Origin of the sequence: Actinacidiphila yanglinensis (assembly GCF_900107965.1) — a bacterium.
Taxonomy (GTDB): Bacteria; Actinomycetota; Actinomycetes; order Streptomycetales; family Streptomycetaceae; genus Actinacidiphila; species Actinacidiphila yanglinensis.
Map to the genome: position 1 here is coordinate 564,633 of NZ_FNVU01000004.1, position 25,486 is coordinate 590,118.

Sequence of the window (25,486 nt, forward strand, 5' to 3'; positions counted from 1 at the left end):
CCGCCGGTCCGTCCCGCCCTTCACCGCCCCGTGGCGAGCCGTTGCGTCGTGGTCTGTTCGGCTTTGTTTGGTTGTGCCCTCCGCGGCCCCGTGCGACCCGATGCCACCTCGTGACGAAGCTGTGCGACTTCGTGGCCCCCCGGCATTGACTGTTCTGTTCCGTTGTGATTCATTGTGTGCGATTCTGTTGTTAAGCGTTTGAGTGATCGTGGTGTGAGGTGCCGTAGGTGAAGAAGACGCCGACCCGGCTCGCGGACGGCCGCGAGCTGATCTACTACGACTCAGCCGACGCCGTGGTCCGCGACGCGGTCGACCCCCGCCCGCTCGAACCGGTGGCGACCACCACCGAGATCCGCTTCGACCGGCTGCTCGGCGACTCCGTGGCCATCGCCTCGCACCGGCAGGGCCGCACGTACCACCCGCCGGCCGACCAGTGCCCGCTGTGCCCCTCGCGCGAGGGCTGGCAGACCGAGATCCCCGCCGCGGACTACGAGGTGGTCGTCTTCGAGAACCGCTTCCCGTCGCTCACCGGCGACAAGGGGCGCTGCGAGGTGGTCTGCTTCACCTCCGACCACGACGCGTCCTTCGCGAGCCTGACCCCGGACGCCGCCCGCCTGGTGCTCGACGCCTGGACCGACCGCACCCGCGAGCTGTCCCAACTGCCGGGCATCGTCCAGGTGTACCCGTTCGAGAACCGTGGCGAGGAGATCGGCGTCACCCTCGGCCACCCGCACGGCCAGATCTACGGGTACCCGTTCGTCACCCCGCGCACCGCGCTGATGCTCCGCTCGCTCGCCGAGCACCGCGCGACCACCGGCCGCAACCTCTTCGACGACGTGCTGGCCGACGAGCGCGCCGACGGCAGCCGGATCGTGCTGGCCGGCGAGCACTGGACCGCGTTCGTCCCCTACGCCGCGCACTGGCCGTACGAAGTGCACCTCTACCCCAACCGCCGGGTGCCCGACCTGCTCGGCCTCGACGAGGACGCGCGCGCCGAGTTCCCGCACATCTACCTCGAACTCCTGCGCCGCTTCGACCGGATCTTCGGCGACGACCAGCCGCCCACGCCCTACATCTCCGGCTGGCACCAGGCGCCCTTCACCGCCGCCGACCGCCGCGAGTTCGCGCTCCACCTGGAGCTTTTCACCATTCGCCGCACATCGGGCAAGCTGAAGTTCCTCGCGGGCTCCGAGTCCGGCATGGGCGTGTTCGTCAACGACGTGCCACCGGAGGCCGCGGCGCTGCGACTGCGAGAGGTGGCCACCCCGTGACCGAATCCACCCGCCCGAAGAAGCTGCTGGTCACCGGCGGCGCCGGATACGTCGGCGGTGTCGTCGCCGCGTACCTGCTGAACGCCGGCCACCAGGTGATCGTGCTGGACGACCTGTCCACGGGCGTGCGCGAAGGGGTGCCCGCCGGCGCCGAGTTCGTCGAGGGACGGGTCCAGGACGCCGGCAAGGTGCTGGACGGCTCCTACGACGCGGTGCTGCACTTCGCCGCATCCTCCCAGGTCGCGGAGTCCGTCGCGGACCCCGAGAAGTACTGGCGCAACAACGTGGCCGGCACCCTCGAACTCCTCGCCGCCATGCGCACCGCCGGGGTGCGCACCCTGGTCTTCTCCTCCACCGCCGCCACCTACGGCGAACCGGCGACCGTGCCGATCACCGAGGACGCCCCGACCGCCCCCACCAACCCCTACGGCGCCACCAAGCTCGCCGTGGACCACATGATCACCGGGGAGTGCGCCGCCCACGGGCTGTCCGCGGTCTCGCTGCGGTACTTCAACGTGGCGGGCGCCTACGGTGCGCACGGCGAGCGCCACGACCCCGAGTCGCACCTCATCCCGCTGGTGCTCCAGGTCGCCCAGGGCCGCCGCGCGTCGATCGCCGTCTACGGCGAGGACTACCCGACCCCGGACGGCACCTGCCTGCGCGACTACATCCACGTCGCCGACCTCGCCGAGGCGCACCTGCTGGCCCTCGACAAGGCACCGGCCGGCGAGCACCTGATCTGCAACCTCGGCAACGGCAACGGCTTCTCGGTCCGGGAGGTCATCGAGACCGTCCGCCGCGTCACCGGCCACCCGATCCCGGCCACCGTGCAGCCGCGCCGCCCGGGCGACCCCGCGGCGCTGGTCGCCTCGGCGGACCGGGCCCGCGAGCGGCTGGGCTGGCGGCCGACCCGCACCGACCTCGACCAGATCGTCCGCGACGCCTGGAACTTCGCCCAATCGCTCGGGGAGGGCGACACACGATGACCGACGACTCCACCTTCGAGGCCGCGTTCAAGGACGTCTTCGGCGGCGCCCCCGAGGGCGCCTGGGCCGCGCCCGGCCGGGTCAACCTGATCGGCGAGCACACCGACTACAACGACGGCTATGTCATGCCGTTCGCGCTCCCGCACATCACCCGGGCCGCGATCGCCCGGCGCGACGACGGCCTGCTGCGGCTGCGCTCCGCGGACATGGACGACGGCACCGTCGAACTCGCCGTCGCCGACCTCGCCCCCGGCACCACCCCCGGCTGGGTCCGCTACCCCGCCGCGGTGCTGTGGTCGCTGCGCCAGGCCGGCCACGACATCGGCGGCGCGGACATCCTCTACGACAGCACCGTGCCGGTCGGCGGCGGCCTGTCCTCCTCCGCCGCGCTCCAGGTCGTCACCGCGCTCGCGCTCACCGAACTGCACGGCGTCGAGGGGCTGTCCCGGCAGGACCTCGCGCTGCTGTGCCAGTCGTCGGAGAACACCTACGTCGGCGCGCCCGTCGGTGTCATGGACCAGACCGCCTCCGCCTGCTGCACCGACGGCCACGCCCTGCACCTCGACGTGCGCGGGCTCGTCGGCCGCCAGGTGCCCCTCGACCTTTCCGCCGAGGGCCTGCGCCTGCTCGTCGTGGACACCCGCGTCAAGCACTCCCACGCCGACGGCGCCTACGGCGAGCGCCGCGCGGGCTGCGAGGCCGCCGCCGCGGCCCTGGGCGTCGCCGCCCTGCGCGACGTCCCGCACGACGGCCTGGCCGCCGCGCTGGCCGCGCTGGCCGCGCTGCCCGACGACCGGCTGCGCCGGCTGACCCGGCACGTGGTCACCGAGAACCGGCGGGTCGAGGAGGTCCTCGACCTCTGCGAGGCGGGACGGCTGCGCGACATCGGCCCCGTCCTCACCGCCGGACACGCCTCGCTGCGCGACGACTTCCAGGTCTCCTGCCCCGAACTCGACCTGGTGGTCGACACCGCGCTCGCCGCCGGCGCGCTCGGCGCCCGGATGACCGGCGGCGGCTTCGGCGGCTCGGCGATCGTCCTGATCGAGGCGGACGACGAGCAGCGGATCGGCGCCGCGGTGAGCGCGGCGCTGCCCCAGTCACGGCAGTTCGTCACGACGCCGTCGGCGGGGGCGCGCCGCCTCTGGTAGCGGGCGCCACCTCGGGCTGTGGGCGCCGCGGCGCCTACGGCACGATCTCGAAGCCGTTGCCGTCCTGGTCGCGGAACGCGTACATCGGCGGGGCGCCCTCCCAGTGCAGCACCGGGTCGGCGTCCACGCCGCGCGCGGTCATGGCCGCGTGCGCGGCCTCGACGTCCGGGGTGCCGAAACGGACCCCGGTCTCGACGCCCGCCGGGAGGTGCGGGCCGGCCGGCACCAGCGCGATGCCGACGTCCGAGCCGGGCGGGCCGACCACGATCCAGCGGCCGAAGTTCTCGACGGTGCTGTCGATGCGCTTCTCGAAGCCGAGCACCCGCGTGTAGAAGTCGAGCGCGCGGTCCTGGTCGCTGACCGGGACGCCGACGAAGCGCACCGCCGTGAGCACGACGGCGGCGCCGTCCGGTGCGGCCTGAGTGTCCTGCCCGCTGTGTTTCGCCTGTTCGGTCATGGCCGAGCCCTTCCGTGGAACCTCGCGCGCCTGCGCGCGCCTACGGAGGGCAGACCCCGGCGGGCCGCGGAACTCATCGGTGCCCCGCGGCCGACCGGTCCGGTCAGCTCTTGCGGTGGCCGATCAGCCGGGGTTTGGGCTCCAGCCCGGACAGGCCGTTCCAGCAGAGGTTGACCAGGTGCGCGGCGACCTCGGCCTTCGGCGGGCGGCGGGCGTCGAGCCACCACTGGCCGGTGAGCGCGACCATGCCGACCAGCGCCTGGGCGTAGAGCGGCGCCAGCCGCGGGTCGAAGCCTCGCTGCTCGAACTCGTGCCCGAGGATGTCCTCGACCTCCGTGGCGATGTCGCTGATCAGCGAGGCGAAGGTGCCGGTGGACTGCGCGACGGGGGAGTCGCGGACCAGGACCCGGAAGCCGTCGGTGTAGTGCTCGATGTAGTCGAGCAGCGCGAAGGCGGCCTGTTCGAGCAGCTCGCGCGGGTGGCCGCCGGTGAGCGCGCCGGTCACCATGTCGAGCAGGCGGTCCATCTCGCGGTCCACGACGACCGCGTAGAGCCCTTCCTTGCCGCCGAAGTGCTCGTACACGAGGGGTTTGGAGACCCCTGCCTGGTGCGCGATCTCCTCCACCGACGTGCCCTCGTAGCCGCGCTCCGCAAAGAGCACCCGGCCCACGTCGAGGAGTTGTTCGCGCCTTTCCCTGCCGGTCATCCGGACTCGCCGGGTGCGTCGCGCGGTCGGGCCCGCCGGGGCGGACGCCTTTCCGGCTCTTCCGTCTTCGCCGTCGCTCACCCGGCCATCATGCCGGGTGGGCTCTCACGCCGCTTCGTCGACGTCCTGCCGGTTGTTCTCCTGGCGGCGGGACTCGATCCGCGCGGCGTCGGGCCAGCGGACGTCGGTGGCCCAGCCGGCGAGCTCGAACCAGCGGATCAGGCGGGCGCTGGAGTCGATCTGGCCGCGCAGCACGCCGTGCCGGGCGGAGGTGGGGTCGGCGTGGTGCAGGTTGTGCCACGACTCGCCGCAGGACAGCACGGCCAGCCACCACACGTTGCCCGAGCGGTCACGGGACTTGAACGGGCGCTTGCCGACCGCGTGGCAGATCGAGTTGATCGACCAGGTCACGTGGTGCAGCAGCGCCACCCGAACGAGCGACCCCCAGAAGAACGCGGTGAACGCGCCGTACCACGACATGGTGGCCAGGCCGCCGACCAGCGGGGGAATCAGCAGCGAGATCGCGGTCCACAGCCAGAAGTCGCGGGAGACGCGGCGGATCGCCGGGTCCTTGATCAGGTCGGGCGCGTACTTCTGCTGGGGGGTCTGCTCCTCGTCGAAGAGCCACCCCATGTGCGCCCACCACAGGCCCTTCATCAGGGCCGGGAGGGTCTCGCCGTAACGCCACGGGCTGTGCGGGTCGCCCTCGGCGTCGCTGAACTTGTGGTGCCGGCGGTGGTCGGCGACCCAGCGCACGATCGGGCCCTCGACGGCCATCGATCCGGCGATGGCCAGCGCGACCTTCAGCGGGCGGTTCGCCTTGAACGAGCCGTGGGTGAAGTGCCGGTGGAAGCCGATGGTGATGCCGTGGCAGCCGAGGAAGTACATGCCGACCATCAGGCCGACGTCCAGCCAGCTGAGCCCCCGTCCCCAGGCCAGTGGTACCGCCGCGGCCAGTGCCACGAAGGGGATGCAGATGAAGAGCAGCAGGGAGATCTGCTCGATCGAGCGCTTGCTCTCGCCGCCGCGGGTGGCGCTCGGCGGCGGCGATCCCTGTCCCGAGGACCCGGGTTCCCGGGACTCGGTGATCACGTCCGTCTGTGTGGTCATGTGTGTCCCTTGCGCAGAGGAGGGGGGACTGAATGGGCTGATGGGGGGGTCGTGCGCACGGCGCACGAGCCGTGTGCCGCACAACCTACGGCTCCGTAAGTATTGCAGCGGCACCCGGTGGGCGACAGGACCAGTCGGGTAAGGGTTACCTTCCCTTTCGAGTGTCGTTCGAGTGGATCTTTACCCCGGAACGGCGTCGCGTCCACCCCGTGTCGTACGGCATGATGGGTTGCGTCCAGCCCGACAGGCCCGACGCCGGGTCCGAGAAGTCGAGTTGATCCGCCGTGGTGTAATTGGCAGCACTGGGGCTTTTGGTGCCTTAAGTCCGGGTTCGAGTCCTGGCGGCGGAGCGGACCGGGAGAAGATCCGGAACCTCGGTAAGCTGCGGTTGTCCACCGCCCTGAGCCCCGATGCCGAGGAGTCTCCCGCGTGAGCCCCAACCGCCCGGCTGCCGTCGTCATCCTCGCCGCGGGCGAGGGCACCCGCATGAAGTCGGCCACCCCGAAGATCCTGCACCCGATCTGCGGCCGTTCGCTGATCGGCCACGCCGTCGTCGCGGCCCGCGCGCTGGACCCCGAACACCTGGTGGTGGTCGTCGGACACGGCCGCGAGCAGGTCACCGCGCACCTCGCCGAAGTGGACCCGCAGGCGCTGACCGCCGTGCAGGAGCGCCAGCTCGGCACCGGCCACGCGGTGCGCACCGGCCTCGCGGAACTGACCCGGCGCGGCGCGCCCCTGGACGGCACCGTGGTGGTCACCTACGGCGACGTGCCGCTGCTGACCACCGAGACGCTCGCCGCCTTCACCGCCGCGCACCGCGCCGAGGGCAACGCGGTGACGGTGCTCACCGCCCAGGTGCCCGACCCGACCGGCTACGGGCGGATCGTGCGCGGCTCGGACGGCCAGGTCACCGCGATCGTCGAGCAGAAGGACGCCGGCGAGGCGTTGCGGGCGGTCAAGGAGATCAACTCCGGTGTGTACGCGTACGACGGGCGGCTGCTCGCCGAGGCGCTGGGCAAGCTCACCACCGACAACGCGCAGGGTGAGGAGTATCTCACCGACACCCTGGCGATCCTGCGCGACGCCGGCCACCGGGTGGGCGCGTACGTCGCCGCGGACCACCACGAGATCGCGGGCGTCAACGACCGGGTGCAGCTCGCGCAGGCCCGCCGGGCGCTGAACGACCGGCTGCTGGAGCGGGCCATGCTGGCCGGCGCCACCATCGTCGACCCCGCCACCACGTGGGTGGACGTGACCGTCACCTTCGAGCCCGACGCCCTGGTGCACCCCGGCACGCAGCTGCTCGGCGCCACCAGCCTCGCCGCCGGCGCCGAGGTCGGCCCGGAGTGCACGCTCACCGACACCGCGGTCGGGCCGGGCGCCCGGGTCTCGCACGCGGTCGCCGACCAGGCCGAGATCGGCGCAAACGCGTCGGTCGGCCCCTACGCCTACCTGCGGCCCGGGGCGCGGCTGGGCGCGCACGCCAAGGCGGGCACCTACGTCGAGATGAAGAACGCCTCGATCGGCGAGGGCACCAAGGTGCCGCACCTGAGCTACGTGGGCGACGCCACCATCGGCGACCACACCAACATCGGTGCCGCCACCGTCTTCGTGAACTACGACGGCGAGACCAAGCACCACACCGTCATCGGCAGTTACTGCAAGACCGGCGCGGACAACATGTTCGTCGCCCCCCGGGTGATCGGTGACGGGGTCTACACCGCGGCGGGCTCCGTGATCACCAAGGACGTGCCCTCCGGTTCGCTCGCCGTCGCCCGCGGTCAGCAGCGCAACATCGAGGGCTGGGTGGCCCGCAAGCGCCCCGGCAGTGCCGCTGCGCAGGCGGCCGAACGCGCACAGCAGCAGGGCGAGGAGCCCGCCGGGCAGGAGTGAGTGAGGGTCGTCTCATCGGCCGGACGTGAGGTGCACAGGTGCGCCGGATGGGGCGTACCGTGTGTGGTGCACACAATTCCGCCAGCCCACCCGAACCCTGGGTGCCGCTGTGTCGAACACCAGTCGAACACCAAGGAGACGGTGCAGTGACCGGGATCAAGACGACCGGTGAGAAGAAGCTGATGCTCTTCTCCGGCCGCGCCCACCCCGATCTGGCGGAGGCGGTGGCAGACGAGTTGGGCGTCGAACTCGTCCCCACCCGGGCTTTCGACTTCGCCAACGGCGAGATCTACGTGCGGTTCGAGGAGTCGGCCCGCGGCGCCGACTGCTTCCTGATCCAGAGCCACACCAGCCCCATCAACCAGTGGATCATGGAACAGCTGATCATGATCGACGCTCTGAAGCGGGCCTCCGCGCGGAGCATCACCGTGATCGTGCCGTTCTACGGCTACGCCCGCCAGGACAAGAAGCACCGCGGCCGCGAGCCGATCTCGGCCCGGCTGATGGCCGACCTGTTCAAGACCGCGGGCGCCGAGCGCATCCTCACCGTCGACCTGCACACCGACCAGATCCAGGGCTTCTTCGACGGCCCGGTGGACCACCTGGTCGCGCTGCCGGTCCTGGCGGACTACGTGGGCGCCAAGGTGGATCGGGCGAAGCTGACCGTGGTCTCCCCGGACGCCGGCCGGGTCCGGGTCGCCGACCGCTGGTGCGACCGGCTGGGCGCGCCGCTGGCCATCGTGCACAAGCGCCGCGACCCCGACGTGGCGAACCAGGTGAAGGTGCACGAGGTGGTCGGCGACGTCAAGGGCCGGGTGTGCGTGCTGGTCGACGACATGATCGACACCGGCGGCACCATCTGCGCCGCGGCGGACGCGCTGTTCGCGAACGGGGCGGAGGACGTCATCGTCACCGCCACGCACGGGGTGCTGTCCGGGCCCGCCGCGGACCGGCTGAAGAACTCCAAGGTCAGCGAGTTCGTCTTCACCGACACCCTGCCGACGCCGGGGGAGACCGACCTCGACAAGATCACCGTGCTGTCGATGGCGCCGACCATCGCGAACGCGGTGCGCGAGGTCTTCGAGGACGGTTCGGTCACCAGCCTCTTCGAGGGCGTGCACTGACTCCTGGCCGTGTTCGGGCCCGCTGCGTCGGGGCCCGGACCGGGCCGGCTTCGAGGGAGCCGGGCGGGGCGCCACTGCCCGCCCGGCTCCGTCGCGTCCGCCCGGATTTCGTTCCGGGGCCGTCCCGCGGTTAGGCTGTCGGCGTTGCTCGGCGAGGGAAGGGTCCGGACGCATGTCCGCGCCGCCTCCGTTATCGACGCGCTCCTCGTGCAGGATCGGCCCGTCGCGGCCGGGCGACCGTAATACCCCCCTGACGAGGAGCCGATTCCCATGGCAGAAGTGAAGATTCCCGCCGCGATGCGCACCGAGTTCGGCAAGGGCGCCGCCCGCCGGGTGCGCCGCGCCAACCAGGTCCCCGCCGTCGTGTACGGCCACGGCGCCGACCCCCGCCACGTGACGGTGCCCGGCCACGAGCTGCTGCTCGCGCTGCGTACCCCGAACGTGCTGATCTCGCTGGACATCGAGGGCGCGTCCGAGCTGGTCATCCCCAAGGCGGTGCAGCGCGACCCGCTGAGGGGCTTCATCGAGCACGTCGACCTGCTGTCCGTGAAGCGCGGCGAGAAGGTCACCGTCGAGGTCCCGGTCACCGCCGAGGGTGAACTGGCCCCGGGCGGCAACCTGCTGGAGCACGTGCTCAACACGCTCTCGGTCGAGGCCGAGGCCACGCACATCCCCGAGTCGTTCACGGTCTCCGTGGAGGGCCTGGAGGCGGGCGCGTCCATCCTCGCCAAGGACGTCGAGCTGCCCCGCGGCACCACGCTGGTGACCGAGGAGGACGCCGTGGTGATCCAGGTCGTCACCCCGCAGGCCGAGATCGAGGAGCCCGCCGAGGGCGAGGAAGAGGGCGCGGCCGTCGCCGAGGCCGCTCCGGCGGAGGCCGCCGCAGAGGAGAGCTGAACCAGAACGCCGCGGCCGCCGTCGTACCCCCGGGGTACGACGGCGGCCGTTTGTGTCCCTTACGGTTCTACGGTGTACGGCGACTGCTTTCGGAGACGTGGATGAGCGACAGCACAGGGCCCTGGATGGTCGTGGGCCTGGGCAACCCGGGGCCGGAGTACGCCGGCAACCGGCACAACATCGGCTTCATGGTGGCCGACCTGCTCGCCGAGCGGATGGGCGGGAAGTTCAAGCGTGCCCAGAAGGCCCAGGCGCAGGTGGTCGAGGGCCGGATCGGGCCGCCCGGACCGGCGAGCGCGCGGGTGGTGCTGGCCAAGCCGATGTCGTACATGAACCTGTCCGGCGGGCCGGTCACCGCGCTCAAGGAGTTCTACAAGGTGCCCACCGACCGGATCGTCGCGGTGCACGACGAGCTGGACATCGACTTCCCCACCCTGCGGCTCAAGCTCGGCGGCGGTGACAACGGCCACAACGGGCTGAAGTCCATCACGAAGTCGCTCGGCGCGAACTACCTGCGGGTGCGCGCCGGGATCGGCCGCCCGCCCGGGCGGATGGACGTCGCGGCGTTCGTGCTGAAGGACTTCTCCGCCACCGAGCGCAAGGAACTGGAGTGGTTCGTGGACCGGGCCGCCGACGCGGTGGAGGCGCTGGTCACCGTGGGCCTGGAGCGCGCGCAGAGCAGCTACAACGGCTGAGCCCGACGGCCGCAAGGTCCGGGCGGGACCGCCGGGTTGACCAGCTGCCACGCGATGGCCAAAGATCGCCGGCATGGCAACAGGGAGTGGTGACCGCGGAGCCGCGCAGGCGGGTGGGCTGGTGCTGTTCGCCCGCGTCGTGGGCGTGGGCGCGCTGGCGGCGCTGATCCTGGTGTCCGGTGCGTGGGGCTCGTGGCGGAACGCGCAGTACGTGGTGGTCGGCAAGGGCCACGAGCACGGCACGGTGCGGCTGGTGGCGTGCGGCGACACCGACTGCACCGGTCCGTTCAGCCCGAAGGGCTCGGCCCGGCCCCGTGCGAAGGTCACCGTCAGCCTGCCGGTGCGCCACCACGTCGGTGACTCCGTGTCGGTGGTGCTCAAGCCCGGCGGCGACACCGGGGTGCGCGACGGCCTGGGCGGGCTGCTCTTCGCGTTCGTGCCGTTCGGCGGGGCGCTGCTGCTGGCCGCGGCCGTGGTCGCGCTGGGGCTGCGGGTGCCGCGGACCGCGTGGAGCCTGGCGGTGGCGGGAGCGGCGCTGCTCGGCGGGGCGTTCCTGACGCTGTGAGCGCGGGGCCCGGCCCGCCGGTGCGGCGGACCGGACCCCGTTGCCGGCGGGTGCAGAGGTCGGGTTCAGCCGGCGGCCGGCTCCAGGAACTCCAGCCGGTTGCCGACCGGGTCCTCGGAGTAGAACCGCTCGTGACCGGGCAGGTCGCCGTCCCACACGACCTTCGCGCCCTTGCCCCGCAGCGATTCGGCGAACGCGTGGATGCCGGTGACGCGGATGCCCGGGTGGGCCTTGCGGGCCGGCCGGAACCCCTCCTCGATGCCCAGGTGCAGCACCGCGTCCCCCGCCGAGAACCAGCAGCCGCCGCGGCCCGCCAGCACCGGCGGCTTGGCCAGCTCCGCCATGCCGAGCACGCCGGTGTAGAACGCGCGCAGCGCCGCTTCGCTGCCGGGTGGCGCGGCGAGCTGGACGTGGTCGAGGCCGGTGATCATCGCGAGGCCCCCTCCCGCCGTACGGGCTCCGCCGTGGCGGCGGTCCGGGCGACCGCGAAGATCCGGCGGAACGGGAAGGCGGTGCCGTGCGGCCCCGCCGGGTACGCCTTGCGCAGCAGGTCGCGGTACTGCCCGACGAACTCCCGCGCGGCCGCCGGGTCGTCCTCGAGCGCGGTGAGCACCGGGCGCAGCGCGGTGCCCTTCGTCCAGTCCAGCACCGGGTCCTCGCCCTGGAGGAGCTGGACGTAGGTGGACTCCCAGACGTCGACGTCGGTGCAGCCCAGCTCGGTCAGCCGCTCCAGGTAGTCGGCGGGGGAGAGTATGTGCACGTACCGGCGGCCCTGGCCGGCCAGCCGGGCGCGCCATCCCGGGGTGTCGCACAGCTCGGCGAGCAGGGCGTGGCTGGGCGCGGTGAAGTTGCCGGGGACCTGGAAGGCGAGGGCGCCGCCGGGGGTGATGTGCTCCAGCCAGGTCGGGAAGCGCTCGGCGTGCCCGGGCACCCACTGGAGTGCCGCGTTGGACACGATCAGGTCGAAGGACTCGTCGGGGGTCCACACGGCGGCGTCCGCGCGGCGGAAGTCCAGCTCCCCGCCGCCGGGGGTGGGGCCGGCGTGCTCGCGGGCGACCCGGAGCATGTCCGAGGAGCTGTCGTACCCGGTGATGCGCGCACCGGGCCAGCGGCCGGCGAGCAGCGCCGTGACGTTGCCGGGACCGCAGCCGATGTCGGCGATCCGCGGCGACTCGCCGCCGGGCAGGTCGGTGATCCGGGAGAGGAGGTCGAGGAACGGGCGGGTGCGGTGGGTGGCGTGCCGGAGATACTGGTGCGGGTCCCACGTCGGCGCTGCTGGCATCGTTCGTACTCCCTGGGTGCTACGGAGTCGGCGAAAACGGAGGGCGAGATTCTGCCCTGCCGCCCTCAGCCTGCTCCCAGAGATATCTTGATGTCAAGAGACTTCATGTCGACAGACCTACTACACTGATCCCATGGAGGACGAGGTCGACCGGCTGGTCGCTGCATGGCGCCGAGAGCGCCCCGACCTCGACGTGGAACCGCTGGAGGTGCTCAGCCGGGTCAGCCGGCTCGCCCGGCACCTGGACCGGGCCCGGCGGATCGCCTTCGCCGAGCACGGCCTGGAGCCCTGGGAGTTCGACGTGCTGACCGCCCTGCGCCGGGCCGGCGAGCCGTACCAGCTCTCGCCCGGGCAGCTGCTCACCCAGACCCTGGTCACCTCCGGGACCATGACCAACCGCATCGACCGGCTCGCCAAGAAGCGGCTGGTGGAGCGGCAGCCCGACCCCAGCGACCGGCGCGGGGTGCTGGTCCGGCTCACCCCGCAGGGGCGGGACCGGGCCGACCAGTCGCTGGCCGGCCTGCTCACCCAGGAACGCGCCATCCTGGGCGAGCTGACCGACCGCCAGCGCGCCGAACTCGCCGGGCTGCTGCGGCAGCTAACCGCGCCGTTCGACAACGTCCCCGGCTGACGGCAGCAGTTCCACCGGGCCGACCCCGGCCCGGCGTGCCAGCGCGACCGCGGCCAGGGTGGAGTGCACGCCGAGCTTGCCCAGCACGTTCTGCATGTGGGTGCGGACGGTGTGCGGCGAGAGGAACAGCCGCTCGGCGACCGCCTTGCGGCCCAGCCCCGCCACCATGCAGCGCAGCACCTCCTGCTCGCGCGGCGTCAGCGACTCCACCAGCTGCTCGCTCTCGGTACGGTGCCGGCGGGCGGCGGTGAGCTCGCGCAGGACCCCGGTCAGCAGGGCCGGCGGCAAATGCGTCTCGTCGCGCAGCACCCCGCGGACCACCGCGAGCAGCCGGGACAGCGAGCAGTCCTTGGCGACCCAGCCGGACGCGCCGGCCTGCAGCGCCCGGGCGGCACGCGCCGGGTCGTCCCGCTCGGCCAGCACCACGGTCCGCGTGCCGGGGTAGGCGGCCCTGATCCGCTCCACCAGCGCGAGACCGTCGAGCACCGGGTCGCGCGGCTCCAGCGGGCGCGGCTGCGACGGCGAGGGCGGCGGCACCGCCGCCAGCGTCACCGGCGGCCGCGGCCCCACGCCGAGGTCGGCGTCGACCAGCAGGACGTCGTAGCGGCGCCCGTCGGCGGCCGCACGGTCGAGACAGCGCTGCGCGGCGGCACCGCTGCCGGCGGCGGACACGTCGACGTCGGGCTCGGCCGCGAGTGCGGCTGCCAGCGACTCGGCGAAAATACGATGGTCGTCGACGACCAGGACCCGGATGCGACCCACGGACACCACTCCCGACTCACGGCACTCCCCCAGTGGCGACGGGGCGTCCGCCTCGCGTGGAGCCCGGCACCCGGGCAGGGACCGCCGTCCCTGCTGCCAGGTGCCGGACCCCGTGCGTCTCGCCCCCTGATGGACACCGGCCCCCACCGGCGTCGTGGGAAAAGAGTAGGGGTTCGGCGGGGTAATGGAGCCGTCTTGGCGGAAGTTCCCGGGGTGGATTTCACGGATTCACACTGCCGGTGGACGGGCCGAACCGGCTGGCCGCACGCGGTAAGCGGAGCGTCCGGAGCCCCCCGCGCCTCCGGCTGTGCGGAGGGGGCGCGGGGGGCTCCGGGGGGACTGCGGGGGACGCGATCAGCCGGTGTTGCGCAGACCCGCGGCGACCCCGTTGACCGTCAGCAGCAGGGCCCGGGCCAGCAGCGGATCCGGGTCCTCACCGCGGGCGGCCGCCTCGCGCTGGCGGGCGAGCAGCGTCACCTGGAGATAGGAGATCGGGTCGAGGTACTGGTCGCGGATGTGGAACGTCTGGGCCAGCACCGGGCTGCCCGCGAGCAGCTCCGATTCCCCGGTCAGCCGCAGCACCTCGCGCACGGTCAGCTCGTGCTCCGCCTCGATGGTGGCGAAGACGTGCTTGAGCTCGTCCGGGACGAGGGTGTCGACGTAGTGGCGGGCGATCCGCAGGTCCGTCTTGGCCAGCGTCATCTCGACGTTGGACAGGAAGTTGCGGAAGAAGTGCCACTGGCCGTGCGCCTCCTCCAGGACCGAGTCCAGGCCCGCCTCGCGCGCCGCCTTCAGGCCCGATCCGACCCCGTACCAGCCGGGCACGATCTGCCGGGACTGGGTCCAGCCGAACACCCACGGGATCGCCCGCAGGCCGTCCAGGCCCGCACCGGAGTCGGGCCGGCGGGACGGGCGCGAGCCCAGGTGCAGCTCGCCGAGCTGGTCGACCGGGGTGGAGGCGAAGAAGTACGGCGGCAGGTCCGGGTCCTCGACCAGCTCGCGGTAGGCGGAGTGGGCCGCCTCGGAGACGATGTCCATCGCCGCGTCCCAGCGCGCCAGCGCCTCGTCGGACTGCCGCGGTGCGGTGTGCATCGCCGACGCCTGGAGGGTGGCCGCGACCGTCAACTCCAGGTTCTCCCGGGCGAGCGAGGGGATCAGGTACTTGTCGGAGATGACCTCGCCCTGCTCGGTCACCTTGATCTGGCCCTCCAGGGTGCCCCATGGCTGGGCGAGGATCGCGGTGTGCGAGGGGCCGCCGCCGCGGCCGACGGTGCCGCCGCGGCCGTGGAAGAGCCGCAGCCGCACGCCGTGCCGGTGCGCGACGTCGCGCAGCCGGCGCTGGGCGCGGTGGATCTCCCACTGCGAGGTGGTGATGCCGCCGAACTTTGACGAGTCGGAGTAGCCGAGCATGACCTCCTGCAGGTCGCCGCGCAGCGACACCAGCCGCCGGTAGGAGGGGTCGGAGAGCATCTCGTCGAGCAGCTTGTCGGCGATCTTCAGCTCGTCGGTGGTCTCCAGCAGCGGCACGATGCCGATCTTCGCGATCCCGGCGTGCAGGTCGATCAGCCCGGCCTCGCGGGCCAGCACCGCGGCGGCGAACACGTCGTCGGAGCCGAGGCACATGGAGATGATGTACGACTCCACGACCTCGGACCCGAAGCGCTCGAACGCCTCGTGGATGGTGTGGAAGACACCGAGCGTCTTCGCGCCCGCGGCGTCCAGCGGCGCCGGGCTCGGGGCGAGCGGGCGGCGCGAGCGCAGCTCCTTCGCGAGCAGCTTGCGGCGGTAGTCACGCGGCATGTCGGCGTACCGCCAGGACTCCTCGCCGAGCCGGTCGAAGAGCTGGCCGAGCGCGTGGTGGTGCGCCTCGGCGTGCTCGCGCACGTCCATGGTGGCCAGCTGCAGGCCGAACGCGGCCAGCGTGCGGATCGTCCGGTCGGTGCGGCCGTCGGCGATCAGGCCGCCGCGGTGGGTGCGCAGCGACTCCTGGATCAGCTGGAGATCGGTGAGCAGTTCGGCGCTGCCCAGGTAGTCCCGGCCGGGCACGTGCGGGGTGCCGCCGGCCAGGCGCTCGCGGGTGTTGACGAGCTTCTGCCGGACGCAGGTGGCCTTCAGCCGGTAGGGCTCCTCGGCGTTCAACCGCTTGTAGCGCGGGCTGATCTCCGGCAGCGCGACCAGGTCGTTGGAGAGCGAGTCCAGCAGTTCCTGGCTGGCGCCGGAGTTGCGGATCGAGTTGGACAGCGCGCCGCGCAGGAAGTCGACCAGCTCCAGCGCGTCGGTGATGCCGTGCTCGTGCTGGAGGATCAGCACGTCCCACGTCACCTCGGGCGTCACGTTCGGGTTGCCGTCGCGGTCGCCGCCGATCCAGGTGCCGAAGGTCAGCGGGCGGGTCTGCGGCGGCAGCGGCACGCCGACCCGCTCCAGCTCGGCGGCCAGGTCCTCCAGCACGTCGCCGACCGCGCCGGCGTGCAGCTCGTCGAGGTAGTAGATCGCGTTGCGGGCCTCGTCGGCCGGCTCCGGGCGGACCACCCGCAGCTCGTCGGTCTGCCACAGCAGGTCGATGTTCTCGGCCAGCCGCAGGTCCGCGCGCCGCCGGTCACCGGAGGAGGCCGGGGCGGCGTCCAGCAGTTCGGCGATCCGGCGCAGCTTGTTCAGCACCGAGCGGCGGGCCGCCTCGGTGGGGTGCGCGGTGAAGACCGGCCGCACGTTGAGGTTCTGCACGCTCTCGCGCACGTGCTCGGGGTCGCCGTCCTTGAGCAGGTCGGCGGTCTGGGCGAGCAGGCTGCCCTCGGTGGCGCGGCGGGCACGCAGCTCGCGACCCCGGTGCACCTGCTCGGTGACGTTGGCCAGGTGGAAGTAGGTGGAGAAGGCGCGGACCAGCTTGGCGGCGGTCTCCAGGTCGGTCTCGCCGAGCAGGGCGGCGGCGGCCTCGCCGTCGCTGCGGGTCAGGGCGCGTACCTTCTCGACGAGGTCGAGGAGTTCCTGGCCCTCCTGCCGGACGAGGGTGCCGCCCAGCAGCTCGCCCAGGCGTCGGATGTCGGCTCGCAGGGCGGTACTGCTGTCCGGGGTGTCGGCGCTGCTCACAGGTGCGGCTCCTTGTGCAGTGGATGGGCGACGGCTTGGGAGACGAGTGGGGTACGAACTCGGGTACGGGGACTCGCGGACCGCGCTGTCCGACGGATCCAGGATAGGTTGCGGTCTGCTCGGCGAGACGTCCGGCCCAACCGGTGGACAACCTGGACGGGCGGGTCCCGCGGTCGGTGCACCGCCTACGCTGGACGCCATGAGTACGACGGGGGCGCGCGTACCGGGCGAGGAGGCAGCCGCGACACGGGCGCGGTCCTGGTCCGGTCTTTGGTGGTGGACGAGGCGGCGCAGCGTCGCACTGGACGTGTCGCTGGCGGCGGCCTCGGCGTTGGAGGCGTCCTTCGAGGGCGCCACGTTCGCGGCGAGGATCGGCGTCGTGACCTGGCTGGGCGCGCTGCTCGGGCTGCTGGTCGGCGCGGTGCTGGTGCTGCGCCGGCGCTGGCCGATCGCGGTCGTGCTGGTGGGTATCGCGGTCATCCCCGCGCAGACCGGCTTCATCCTGTCCGTGGTGGGCTTCTACACGCTGGCCGCGTCCGAGGTGCCGCGCCGGCTGACCGGGCTGCTCGCCGGGATGAGCGGCGTGGGGACCATGGTCGTCTCCTTCGTGAGCATCGAGTCCAGCCTGCGGCACTCGGGCAGCAGCAGCCGGCTGGCACTACCGCTGGTGGTGATCATCTCCGTCCTGGTCGCCTTCGGCCTCACCGCACCGCCGGTCCTGCTCGGCCTGTACGTACGCGCCCGGCGCCGGCTGGTGGAGAGCCTGCGGGACCGCGCCGACGGCTTGGAGCGCGAGCTGGAGCTGCTGGCGGAGAAGGCGCTGGAGCGCGCCGAGGGCGCCCGGGCGGCCGAGCGGGCCCGGATCGCCCGGGAGATGCACGACGTGGTCGCGCACCGGGTGAGCCTGATGGTCGTGCACGCGGCCGCCCTGAAGGCGGTGGCGCTCAAGGACCCGCAGAAGGCGTCGGTGAGCGCGGAACTGCTCGGCGACATGGGGCGGCAGGCGCTCATGGAGCTGCGGCAGATGCTCGGGGTGCTGCGCAGCGGCTCGGAGCCGGGGACCGCGCCGCAGGCCAGGAAGAGCGCGGACCCGGCCGTCGAGGCCGGCGGCGTTCCCGGGCCGGCGCCCGACGCCGTCGAGGACGCCGGGCCGTGCCTGGCGGAACTGGCGCAGCTCGTCCAGGAGTCACGGGCGGCCGGGATGGGCGTCGAGCTGGCCGTCGAGGGCGAGCAGCGGCCGTGCGGGCGGCGGATCGAGGCGACCGTCTACCGCGTGGTGCAGGAAGCGCTCACCAACGTGCGCAAGCACGCGGCCGGGGCGAGGGCCCAGGTACGGCTCGCCTACCGCGAGGCCGAGGTCGCCGTCCTCATCGTCAACGGCCCGGCCGAGGCGATGGTGGTCGCGACGGCCCTGCCGAGCGGGGGGCACGGGCTCACCGGCATGCGGGAGCGCGTCACCGCGCACGGAGGCGGGTTCGCCGCGGGCCCTACCCCCGACGGTGGGTTCCGCGTCTCCGCGATGGTCCCGACGGCGCCCTGACCCCCCGGGGTGCCCCGTCCTGTGGGTCGAGGGACCGTGCGGTCCGCTGCGGCTTGTCGCGCAGTTCACCCCCAGCCCGGCGGCTGGGTGGTGCCCCCACGCGCCCCTGGGTGCGACCCTCTTTTCGCGGAGGAAGCCGCACATACCCAGGGGCGCGGGGAACTGCGCGAGCAACCACAGCCGGACCGTAAGGTCCCGTGACCGGCGGACAGGGGCAGCCCGGGGGGTCAGGGGCGCCCCGTCAACTCCGCGAGGGTGGACCGGATATGCGCGAGGTGCGCCCGCACCTCGTCACGATGCCGCTCATGCTCGCGCAGCACCCTCTCGGCGTCGCGCCGCACCCTCTCCTCGTGGTTGCGCGCCTCCGCGATCAGCGCGTCGGCGCGGGCGCCGGCCTCGGCCTGCTGCTCGCGCAGCGCCTCCTCGGCGTCGGCCCGTTCACGCTGCGCCTGCGCGAGGCGGCGCTCGGCCTCGGCGAGCAGTCCGGACAACCGGCCGTCGACCACCGCCTGCTGCTCGGCGAGTTCGTGTTCGAGGCTCTCCACCCGCTCGCGCTGCTCGGCGTCGACCGCGGAGCGGTCCCGGTCGACCTGCTGCCGCATCGCGTCGAGCGCGGCGCCGGCCTCGCCCCGGACGGCGTCGGCCTCGGCGCGGGCCGCGCCGAGGATCTCCGAGGCGCGCCCGCACGCTTCGTCCAGGACGTGCTGGGCCTGGTCCTCCGCCGCGGCGAGCCGTGCGGACGCCGCCGCGCGGGCCTCGTCCTGGAGGGTGCGGCGGGCGGTGTCGGCGGCGTCCCGGGCGTACTGCGCCTCGATCTCCGCCCGCTCGCGGACCGCCGCAGCCTCGTCCTCGACCATCTGGAGCAGTTCCTGGGCGCCGGTGCCGAGCGCGGCGAAGTCGACCGGGCCGAGCGCCTCGACCTGCCGGCGCAGGACGGTGCACTCGGCCTCCATCTCGTTGGCGAGCACGGTCAGCCGGGCGGCCCGCTCCCACGCGGCGTCCCGGTCCTCGGACAGCTCGTCCAGGAAACGGTCGACCTGGTCCGGCCGGTAGCCACGCCCCCGCGCCGCACCGAACCTCTCCGGCCCCGGCCCCTGCGCCTGCCCCTGCGCCTGCCGCTGCTCCTGCGTCGATGCGGACGTATCACTGCTCATGGCCACTGCCCCTCGCGACGTCGGGCCGTTCCCGTGTTCCCATTTATCGCTTATGCCCGAATTCTACGGGTGTCGACACTCCGACGGTCTTCTACCCCGGAAACACGGGCGGGCCGGGTGGAAGGCGTACCTTCCACCCGGCCCGTGAGAAACGGCGGGAAACAGGGGGAACAGCGGGAGGGCGGGGCGGCGCCCGTGGGGGACGCGCCCGGAGCGCCACGCGGCGCCCCGGGCCGGCTCCTACAGCAACCCGTCCCACATCTGCTCGACCAGCACCGACCACCAGTTGTCGGGCGAGGCGATCGCCGCCGGGTCCTGCGCGGCCAACTGGGCCTGGAAGTCCACCGTCCAGTGCCCCGCCTGCTCCGGGGTCAGCCCGATCCGCAGCCGCCACATCCGGCCCAGCAGCGCCAGGCTGCGCGCGAACTCCGGCAGGCTGGAGTTGACGAACTGCGGCTGCGCCGGCTGCCCGCCCGGTCCCGCCTCCAGCGGCACCGCGACGATGTGCGCGGTGCCGTACTGCACGCACAGCTGGCGGCCGAAGTCGTTCCCCATCACGAGGTACGAACCGGCGTCCGCGGCCGGCTGCACCCCGCGCTGCGCGGCCAGTTCGGCGAGCGTGGGCACCGGCTGGCCGGGTTGGGCCTGGGCCCAGAAGAACGGCGAGAAGTCGACCGGCAGCCCGGACCACACCAGCGTCTGCGCCACGATGTCCGGCACGCCGGCCCGCGAGACCGCGCGCTGGTCGAACCGGAAGACGCCCTGCGGCCCGAACGCGCCCGCCACCTCCTGCCCGATCACGTCGAGCGCGACCGGCGGCACCCGCAGCACGCTGTGCGGGTCGGGCATCGGCACCCGCTGCGGCTGCGGGCGGGCCGGGGCGCCGGCCACCTGGTGCAACTCGCCCTGGTGCGTGAGCAGGTGCTGCACGCCCTGCCGCCGGCTCGCGTGGTCGCGGCCGTACGGCGCGGTGTGGCTGATCCGCACCTGCGGCCAGGTCTCCCGGATCATGCGGGTGCAGTAGCCGCCCGGCAGGTCGCAGGACTCCAGTTCGGTGTGGAGTTCCAGCACTTGCTCGGGACGGATGCCCAATGACCGCAGCTCGTGCAGGATCTGCCACTCCGGGTGCGGGGTGCCCGGCGCCGACCGCCGGATGAGCTGCTGCTCGCTGCCGTCCTGGCCGCGGTAGCGCAGCACCGCCATGTAGCCGGGGCCGACCGTGGGCACGGCGCCGCCCTGCGGGTAGCCGTATCCGGGCGGCGCGGGCGGACCCATCGCCGGTCCGCCCATGCCGGGCGGGGGCGGGGGCGGGCCGCCGGCTCCCGGGGGTGGGGGCGGTGCGCCCATGCCGGGTGGGGGCATGGCGGGTCCGGCGAGCATCGTCGCGGCGTAGTGCGGGTCGTTGGCCGCGGGCGGCGCGGGCGGACCCATCGCCGGTCCGCCCATGCCGGGCGGGGGCGGGGGCGGGCCGCCGGCTCCCGGGGGTGGGGGCGGTGTGCCCATGCCGGGTGGGGGCATGGCGGGTCCGGCGAGCATCGTGGCCGCGTAGTGCGGGTCATTGCCCGCAGGCGGCGGGGTGCCCGCACCGGGCGGGGGTGTGCCCATGTACGGCGGTGGAGGCGGCGGACCACCCGCGCCGGGAGGTTGGGCACCGGCACCGGGCGGGGGTGTGCCCATGTACGGCGGCGGAGGCGGCGGACCACCCGCAGCGGGACCGGGCGGGGGCGCGGCCGGTCCGCCCGGCCCGGCGAGCATGGTCGCGGCGTAGTGCGGGTCGTTGCCCGCCGGCGGCGGGGTGCCCGCGCCGGGCGCCGGGGGACCGGAGTAGGGCGCCGGGGGCGGCGCGGCCGCTCCGTGCTGCGGCGGGGTGGCCCTGGAGGTCTCCATGCCCGGGATCTCGGCGGGGCCGGGACCCATCGCGGGGCCGGGACCGGCCGCTCCGACGGGCGGCGGCAGCGCGGCGCCGCCCGGGGGCGGCAACGACACGGCGGGACCGCCGGGAGGCGGGTACTCGCTGCCGCCGATCGTGTGCGGCACCCCGGGCCGGGGTGGCGCGGGCGGCTGCTGCGCCGGCTCCTGCGGGGCGAGCACGGTCCGGGGCAGCGCACTGCCGCCGGGCAGCAGTTCGGTCCTCAACTCCGCGCCGGGCGGCGCCTCGTCGGGCAGGTCGGCGTCGGTGATCGGCGGGGCGAAGACGGTCTCCGGGAGGCGCACGGACTGGCCCTCGCCGGAGTCGCTCACGGTCTTCCCGGCCCAACTGCCGCCGCCCGAACTCTGCGACGGGACCGAGGCCGGCCGCCGGTAGTCGATGCGGCCGGAACCGGAGCCGGATCCGGAGCCCGTGTCCGCGGAGCCCGCCGGGTCCGAGCCGCTCGCGGAGCCCACCGGGCCTGCCTGACCCGCCGCCGCGGCCGGCTGCCCCTCGGCGCCGGCCGCCCGGTCGTCGCCCGGCCGCCGGTAGTCGATGCCGCCGGACGCCCCGGCGCTCGCGGGCTCCGGGGGCGCGGCGGACGCCGCGGCCGGTGCGGGCGCCTGCTCCGGGTCGCCGCCGCTGTCGTCGCGCCGGCGGTAGTCGACGCGGCTGCCGCCGGAAGGCGTCTGCTCGCCGCCCGCAGCCGCCGGGTCCGGCGAGTCCGCCGCCCGGCCGCCGCCGGTGCCCGAGCCGCGCCGGTCCGGGATGCCCATCCGGTCGGCGGCTTCCTGGAGCCACTGCGGGGGGCTGAGCAGGAAGGAGGTCGCCTCGAGGTCGAGTCGCTGGGGCGGCTCGGGCACCGCGTCGCTGGGCACCGGGCCGTACTCCTCCTCGTAACGGCGGATCAGCTCGCCGATGGGCAGGGCGGGCCACAGGGTGGCGTCGCCGCTGTCGCGGGCGATCACCACGCGGACCGATCCCTCGTCGGAGGACGGGCTGTCCTCGCGGGCCTCGGACCACACCACGAAGCCGAGGTCGAACTCGCGGACCCGGATCTCCCGGGTCGCGTACGCGGGTACGTCCGCGTTCACCCAGCGCTCCGCGCGCTCCTGCGCCTGCGCGAAAGTGACCATGCGCTGCCTCACCCCTCCACGGCTACGGCTTCGGCGAATCCGCCGTCCACCATCAGGTTCGCGACCGTCTCCAACTCGGGCGGGTTGCCGGCCAGTCGCAGCAGGAACGCGTCGAGCGAGTCACCGCAGGGCAGCAGCAGCCCGGCCACCCGCTCGGTCGGGTTGTCCCACTGGTCGTGGTCGCGCGCGTCGTCATAGCCGCAGAACCAGACCGAGCCGGCGCCCGCGCCCTTCACCCGCACCGCGAGGATGCCGCCCTGGATGTAGCCGATCGCCAGGAAGTCCTTGGTGAGGTGGTCGCGCAGGCACTTGTTCACGTACACCAGGTCGTTGACCGCCGCGTCGTCGCGGACGGTGAAGAACGGCTGGTCGATCAGCAGACCGAGATCGGGGTCGAGGGCCACGCCCTTGGGCGCGCAGCCGCCTGCCGCCTTGAGGAAGGTGCGGTACGCGCCGGGCAGGCGGTACCCCAACTCCTCCTCCACATCACGCACTTGCTGCTCGGTCACCGAGACCGGGTCCTTGGGCAGTCCGAAGTGCACCGGCCGGGTCTCCTGGAGCGGGCGGGTGCCGCGCCGGGCGTGGTCGGCCACCGACGTGGCCAGGCCGCCGTGGTGCCGCAGCAGCGACTTGACCTCGACCGGCACCAGCTCCAGCCGGCGGCTGCCGCGGACGTGGTGCCAGGTCCAGCCGTGCGGGGTGGCCACCGGGGGGAGGCTGCCCCACAGTTCGTGCCCGGCCGCGTGCAGGGCGGCGTTCGCCGAGACGTAGTCCGTCAGGCGCAGCTCGTCGATGCCGAAGCCCTCCGGCGGCTCGGCTATCTCGGCCGCCGCGCGGGCGTACGGCGAGAAGTCGGGGTACCCGTCGGCATCCACCCACACGCCCTGCGGATGGCGTGCGGCCCGCACGGGGTCGGGAAAGTGCACGACCTGCCCGGCGTAGGCCGCGTTCGGTGGCGCGGACTGCCCGGCGGCTGCGGGTCCGGGAGGTGATCCCAGCCCTTGCGGGCCTGTGGTCATGGCGGTTGCCCCCTGCTGCGTCTGAGCTGATGACGACAGCCTAGGGGGTACGGCAAGAGTCGCGCGGGCCCCGGCCCGCTCCCTGTGGACAACTCGGGCACAGCGGTCCGGATCGCCCCGGCCGGCCCCGCGCGCGGGCGGCCCCGGCCGGTCTTCCGCCCACGTGCGCGGGCCGGTTCAGCCCTTTTCCGGCTCAGCTCTTCACAGGTTCAGCCCGTTGCCACTTCAGCTCTTCACAGGTTCAGCTCTTCGCCGCCGCGGCACGCAGCTTGTCGACCTGCTTGCTCGTGATCGCGGCACGCAGCGACGCGGTCTTGTGGTCGGCGCGGACGGTCTCGAAGGCCGCCGTGGAGTCGCCGACCCGCACGACGGTGACCAGCGCGACGCCGGAGGCGCCGAGGGCGGGGTCGGTGACGGTGTAGGTGACCTGCTGGTCACCGAAGGTGCCGCCGGTCGCAGCGACGCTCTTGACCGTGAAGGTCGAAGTCCGGCCGCTGCGGGTGACCTTGTAGCTCGGGCAGTGGGCGATCGCGGCGGACAGCTGGTCGAGCACCTGCTTCGCCCGGCCGGCCGGGTAGGACGCCACCACCTCCAGCGAGATGGTCTTGGCGCCTTTGTCCTTGGCGGAGGTGTCGGTGACCAGCGCGCCGGTGTACACGCTCCTGGCGAGCTTCGGCTGGAGGCTCCACTGGTCGGCCACCGGCTGGCACGCGGCCGGATCGGTCGCCTGCTTGGCGCCCAGCAGCTGGCTCTTGGCGGTCGCGGGCACCACCGTGAGGTGGTCGACGTCCTTCGCCGTGATCACCGAGCGGGTGAGCTTCTGCGAGGCCGCCGAGCCGCTGTCCTTGCTCTTCCCGCCGCCCCCGCAGGCCGCGGTGAGGGCGAGCGCGGGAACCAGCGCGGCGATCGGCAGCGCCCTGCGGCTACCGGTGAGTAGACGACGGCGTGCACGTATCCGCATCGATGAGTACCCCAATGTCGTGTGCGGGCCCGGAGCCGCGGCCGCCCCTGCCCGCGAGCCGCGTTCGGTCCGGAGCGTCCCGGCCCGGCCCTGGCGGGCGAGGGCCCGCTGCCGCGCGACTCTACGGCACCGGGCCCACCCTGCCTCATATGGCACTGCTCACAACACGCTCACAACACGGTCACGGCGGCGTGCCCTTCGCTCTCCGGACGGCGTCCCGCGCCACGGCCGGGCTCACTTGCGTGCGGCGAGCGCGGTGCGCAGTTTCTGGTCCTCCTTGCGGGCGACCTCCAACGGCGGCTGCCCGGCGCCCCCGGCGGCCTTCGTCGACAGGTACGAGGTCACGGTGTCGCCGGTGCGCACCACGGTGACCAGGGCCGCGCCGGTCTTCTTGTCCGCGGTGTCGGTCATGACGTAGGCCACCGACTCGTCACCGACCTTCACCGCAGGTCCCCTGGTGATGCGGAAGGACGTCATGGTGCCGTCCTGGTCGCGGCCCTCGAACGACGTGCAGCCGGTCAGCGCGCGCCTGACCGAGGCCATCACCTTCTGCGCGTCGCCGGGGGCGTGGCTGGCGATCAGCATCTGGTCGATCTCGTCCGGGGTCGCGCCGTCCTTCGGGGTGGCCTTCGCGAAGGTGGCGCCGACCGATGCCATCCGGTGGATCGCCGGCTTCGAGCTGCTGACGTCGGCCAGCGGCTGGCAGTCGGGCTTGTCGGCGACCAGGACCGACTGGCCGGTCGTGTCGTCCTGCGCGCCGAGGTCGTCGGGGTCGAAGCCCTCCGCGGGCGCGGTGGTCGCGATGCCGTCGTCGGTCTGCGTCATCTGGACCACCCAGCCCGGCACGTCCTTGTCGGTGACGAGGGAGCGGGTGAGCTGCGCGAGGCTCAGCGGCGCCTTGCCGGCGTCGATCGACGCCTGGTCCGAAGAGCGCGTTCGGCGACCGCCATCGGCGTGCGCGGAACCGGACGAGCAGCCGGCCGCCATCAGCAGCGCGGGCAGCAGGCCGAGGGCGGCGACGGTCGCGGCGCGGGCGTGTGGGGGACGCCGGAGGCCGGGGGCGCGTCGTATGCGGCGGACGGGTGGGGCGTCCGCGTGTGATCGGGCACGGTGCATGGGGTCACGTTCCCTGGGTTCGCGTGGGGGGATCGGTGCC

22 protein-coding genes and 1 tRNA gene are annotated in these 25,486 nt (G+C 73.5%); 11 read left to right on the forward strand and 12 right to left on the reverse strand.

The window, feature by feature from the left end:
* The first annotated feature begins 227 nt into the window (after window positions 1-227).
* Genes galT through galK form a run of 3 tightly spaced genes read left to right on the forward strand, consistent with a single transcriptional unit; the run spans window position 228 to window position 3,405 of the window.
* Complete coding sequence (gene galT / locus C4U44_RS12320; protein WP_103885739.1) at window positions 228-1,271, forward strand: galactose-1-phosphate uridylyltransferase; 1,044 nt, start codon at window positions 228-230, stop codon at window positions 1,269-1,271.
* Complete coding sequence (galE, locus tag C4U44_RS12325; protein ID WP_103885740.1) at window positions 1,268-2,257, forward strand: UDP-glucose 4-epimerase GalE; 990 nt, start codon at window positions 1,268-1,270, stop codon at window positions 2,255-2,257. The genes galT and galE overlap by 4 nt, the downstream gene beginning before the upstream one ends.
* A complete protein-coding gene (gene galK / locus C4U44_RS12330) occupies window positions 2,254-3,405 on the forward strand; it encodes a galactokinase (RefSeq protein ID WP_103885741.1) in 1,152 nt (383 codons plus the stop codon). Before galE ends, galK begins: the two co-directional genes overlap by 4 nt.
* 34 nt (window positions 3,406-3,439) lie before the next feature.
* On the opposite strand, the gene C4U44_RS12335 is transcribed toward galK, so the two are convergent.
* The 3 genes from C4U44_RS12335 to C4U44_RS12345 form a co-directional block, all read right to left on the reverse strand.
* A complete protein-coding gene (locus C4U44_RS12335; RefSeq protein WP_103885742.1) occupies window positions 3,440-3,862 on the reverse strand; it encodes a VOC family protein in 423 nt (140 codons plus the stop codon).
* Between the two features lie 103 nt (window positions 3,863-3,965).
* The gene (locus C4U44_RS12340) at window positions 3,966-4,649 is read right to left on the reverse strand and encodes a TetR/AcrR family transcriptional regulator (protein ID WP_235032005.1); all 684 of its coding nucleotides are present in this window, start codon (window positions 4,647-4,649) and stop codon (window positions 3,966-3,968) included.
* 24 nt (window positions 4,650-4,673) lie between these two features.
* Window positions 4,674-5,678 (reverse strand): acyl-CoA desaturase, encoded by a 1,005-nt coding sequence (locus C4U44_RS12345; RefSeq protein ID WP_103885744.1) that lies wholly within the window; start codon window positions 5,676-5,678, stop codon window positions 4,674-4,676.
* 278 nt (window positions 5,679-5,956) lie between these two features.
* Here C4U44_RS12345 and C4U44_RS12350 point away from each other — a divergent pair.
* The 6 genes from C4U44_RS12350 to C4U44_RS12375 all read left to right on the forward strand — a co-directional run bounded on the left by C4U44_RS12350 (window position 5,957) and on the right by C4U44_RS12375 (window position 10,852).
* Window positions 5,957-6,028, forward strand: a tRNA-Gln gene (locus tag C4U44_RS12350).
* A gap of 79 nt (window positions 6,029-6,107) precedes the next feature.
* Window positions 6,108-7,571: a bifunctional UDP-N-acetylglucosamine diphosphorylase/glucosamine-1-phosphate N-acetyltransferase GlmU gene (gene glmU / locus C4U44_RS12355; protein WP_103885745.1), complete on the forward strand. Its 1,464-nt coding sequence runs from the start codon at window positions 6,108-6,110 to the stop codon at window positions 7,569-7,571.
* A 146-nt stretch (window positions 7,572-7,717) separates the two neighbouring features.
* Window positions 7,718-8,695 carry a ribose-phosphate diphosphokinase gene (locus C4U44_RS12360; RefSeq protein WP_103885746.1) on the forward strand — a complete coding sequence of 326 codons (978 nt, stop codon included), beginning with the start codon at window positions 7,718-7,720 and terminating at the stop codon, window positions 8,693-8,695.
* Between the two features lie 270 nt (window positions 8,696-8,965).
* Window positions 8,966-9,592: a 50S ribosomal protein L25/general stress protein Ctc gene (locus C4U44_RS12365; protein ID WP_103885747.1), complete on the forward strand. Its 627-nt coding sequence runs from the start codon at window positions 8,966-8,968 to the stop codon at window positions 9,590-9,592.
* A 101-nt stretch (window positions 9,593-9,693) separates the two neighbouring features.
* A complete protein-coding gene (gene pth, locus C4U44_RS12370) occupies window positions 9,694-10,287 on the forward strand; it encodes an aminoacyl-tRNA hydrolase (RefSeq protein WP_103885748.1) in 594 nt (197 codons plus the stop codon).
* A 73-nt stretch (window positions 10,288-10,360) separates the two neighbouring features.
* Window positions 10,361-10,852, forward strand: coding sequence for a hypothetical protein (locus C4U44_RS12375; protein WP_103885749.1), 492 nt, complete (start codon window positions 10,361-10,363; stop codon window positions 10,850-10,852).
* Window positions 10,853-10,917: 65 nt separating this feature from the next.
* Here C4U44_RS12375 and C4U44_RS12380 read toward each other — a convergent pair whose 3' ends face one another.
* Window positions 10,918-11,283 (reverse strand): VOC family protein, encoded by a 366-nt coding sequence (locus C4U44_RS12380; protein ID WP_103885750.1) that lies wholly within the window; start codon window positions 11,281-11,283, stop codon window positions 10,918-10,920.
* Window positions 11,280-12,134: a trans-aconitate 2-methyltransferase gene (locus C4U44_RS12385; RefSeq protein ID WP_103885751.1), complete on the reverse strand. Its 855-nt coding sequence runs from the start codon at window positions 12,132-12,134 to the stop codon at window positions 11,280-11,282. The genes C4U44_RS12380 and C4U44_RS12385 overlap by 4 nt, the downstream gene beginning before the upstream one ends.
* 133 nt (window positions 12,135-12,267) lie before the next feature.
* On the opposite strand from C4U44_RS12385, the gene C4U44_RS12390 reads away from it, so the two are divergent.
* Entirely contained in the window at window positions 12,268-12,765 is a 498-nt protein-coding gene (locus tag C4U44_RS12390) for a MarR family winged helix-turn-helix transcriptional regulator (protein ID WP_103885752.1), read from the forward strand.
* On the opposite strand, the gene C4U44_RS12395 is transcribed toward C4U44_RS12390, so the two are convergent.
* Together C4U44_RS12395 and ppc are read right to left on the reverse strand one after the other, a co-directional pair.
* A complete protein-coding gene (locus C4U44_RS12395) occupies window positions 12,733-13,527 on the reverse strand; it encodes a response regulator transcription factor (RefSeq protein ID WP_103885843.1) in 795 nt (264 codons plus the stop codon). The genes C4U44_RS12390 and C4U44_RS12395 overlap by 33 nt on opposite strands.
* 354 nt (window positions 13,528-13,881) lie before the next feature.
* Complete coding sequence (gene ppc, locus C4U44_RS12400; protein WP_103885753.1) at window positions 13,882-16,611, reverse strand: phosphoenolpyruvate carboxylase; 2,730 nt, start codon at window positions 16,609-16,611, stop codon at window positions 13,882-13,884.
* Between the two features lie 199 nt (window positions 16,612-16,810).
* Here ppc and C4U44_RS12405 point away from each other — a divergent pair, with 199 nt between their 5' ends.
* Entirely contained in the window at window positions 16,811-18,151 is a 1,341-nt protein-coding gene (locus tag C4U44_RS12405) for a sensor histidine kinase (protein WP_103885754.1), read from the forward strand.
* Window positions 18,152-18,378: 227 nt separating this feature from the next.
* Here C4U44_RS12405 and C4U44_RS12410 read toward each other — a convergent pair whose 3' ends face one another.
* The 5 genes from C4U44_RS12410 to C4U44_RS12430 all read right to left on the reverse strand — a co-directional run bounded on the left by C4U44_RS12410 (window position 18,379) and on the right by C4U44_RS12430 (window position 25,446).
* Complete coding sequence (locus C4U44_RS12410; RefSeq protein ID WP_103885755.1) at window positions 18,379-19,305, reverse strand: DivIVA domain-containing protein; 927 nt, start codon at window positions 19,303-19,305, stop codon at window positions 18,379-18,381.
* 240 nt (window positions 19,306-19,545) lie between these two features.
* On the reverse strand, window positions 19,546-22,350 hold the full coding sequence (locus C4U44_RS12415; RefSeq protein WP_103885756.1) for an SUKH-4 family immunity protein: 2,805 nt from the start codon (window positions 22,348-22,350) through the stop codon (window positions 19,546-19,548).
* Between the two features lie 8 nt (window positions 22,351-22,358).
* Window positions 22,359-23,369: an HNH endonuclease gene (locus C4U44_RS12420; RefSeq protein WP_103885757.1), complete on the reverse strand. Its 1,011-nt coding sequence runs from the start codon at window positions 23,367-23,369 to the stop codon at window positions 22,359-22,361.
* 241 nt (window positions 23,370-23,610) lie between these two features.
* The gene (locus C4U44_RS12425; RefSeq protein ID WP_103885758.1) at window positions 23,611-24,330 is read right to left on the reverse strand and encodes a hypothetical protein; all 720 of its coding nucleotides are present in this window, start codon (window positions 24,328-24,330) and stop codon (window positions 23,611-23,613) included.
* Between the two features lie 234 nt (window positions 24,331-24,564).
* The gene (locus C4U44_RS12430; protein ID WP_103885759.1) at window positions 24,565-25,446 is read right to left on the reverse strand and encodes a hypothetical protein; all 882 of its coding nucleotides are present in this window, start codon (window positions 25,444-25,446) and stop codon (window positions 24,565-24,567) included.
* Window positions 25,447-25,486: the final 40 nt, after the last annotated feature.

What these genes read in the sequence shown, in the direction of transcription:
- C4U44_RS12375 (WP_103885749.1), top strand. Translation starts at nt 10,361, where the DNA reads ATGGCAACAGGGAGTGGTGACCGCGGAGCCGCGCAGGCGGGTGGGCTG.
- C4U44_RS12335 (WP_103885742.1), bottom strand. Translation starts at nt 3,862, where the DNA reads ATGACCGAACAGGCGAAACACAGCGGGCAGGACACTCAGGCCGCACCG.
- C4U44_RS12410 (WP_103885755.1), bottom strand. Translation starts at nt 19,305, where the DNA reads ATGAGCAGTGATACGTCCGCATCGACGCAGGAGCAGCGGCAGGCGCAG.
- pth (WP_103885748.1), top strand. Translation starts at nt 9,694, where the DNA reads ATGAGCGACAGCACAGGGCCCTGGATGGTCGTGGGCCTGGGCAACCCG.
- galK (WP_103885741.1), top strand. Translation starts at nt 2,254, where the DNA reads ATGACCGACGACTCCACCTTCGAGGCCGCGTTCAAGGACGTCTTCGGC.
- C4U44_RS12420 (WP_103885757.1), bottom strand. Translation starts at nt 23,369, where the DNA reads ATGACCACAGGCCCGCAAGGGCTGGGATCACCTCCCGGACCCGCAGCC.
- C4U44_RS12425 (WP_103885758.1), bottom strand. Translation starts at nt 24,330, where the DNA reads ATGCGGATACGTGCACGCCGTCGTCTACTCACCGGTAGCCGCAGGGCG.
- C4U44_RS12415 (WP_103885756.1), bottom strand. Translation starts at nt 22,350, where the DNA reads ATGGTCACTTTCGCGCAGGCGCAGGAGCGCGCGGAGCGCTGGGTGAAC.
- C4U44_RS12365 (WP_103885747.1), top strand. Translation starts at nt 8,966, where the DNA reads ATGGCAGAAGTGAAGATTCCCGCCGCGATGCGCACCGAGTTCGGCAAG.
- C4U44_RS12430 (WP_103885759.1), bottom strand. Translation starts at nt 25,446, where the DNA reads ATGCACCGTGCCCGATCACACGCGGACGCCCCACCCGTCCGCCGCATA.
- C4U44_RS12380 (WP_103885750.1), bottom strand. Translation starts at nt 11,283, where the DNA reads ATGATCACCGGCCTCGACCACGTCCAGCTCGCCGCGCCACCCGGCAGC.
- C4U44_RS12390 (WP_103885752.1), top strand. Translation starts at nt 12,268, where the DNA reads ATGGAGGACGAGGTCGACCGGCTGGTCGCTGCATGGCGCCGAGAGCGC.
- C4U44_RS12385 (WP_103885751.1), bottom strand. Translation starts at nt 12,134, where the DNA reads ATGCCAGCAGCGCCGACGTGGGACCCGCACCAGTATCTCCGGCACGCC.
- C4U44_RS12405 (WP_103885754.1), top strand. Translation starts at nt 16,811, where the DNA reads ATGAGTACGACGGGGGCGCGCGTACCGGGCGAGGAGGCAGCCGCGACA.
- C4U44_RS12345 (WP_103885744.1), bottom strand. Translation starts at nt 5,678, where the DNA reads ATGACCACACAGACGGACGTGATCACCGAGTCCCGGGAACCCGGGTCC.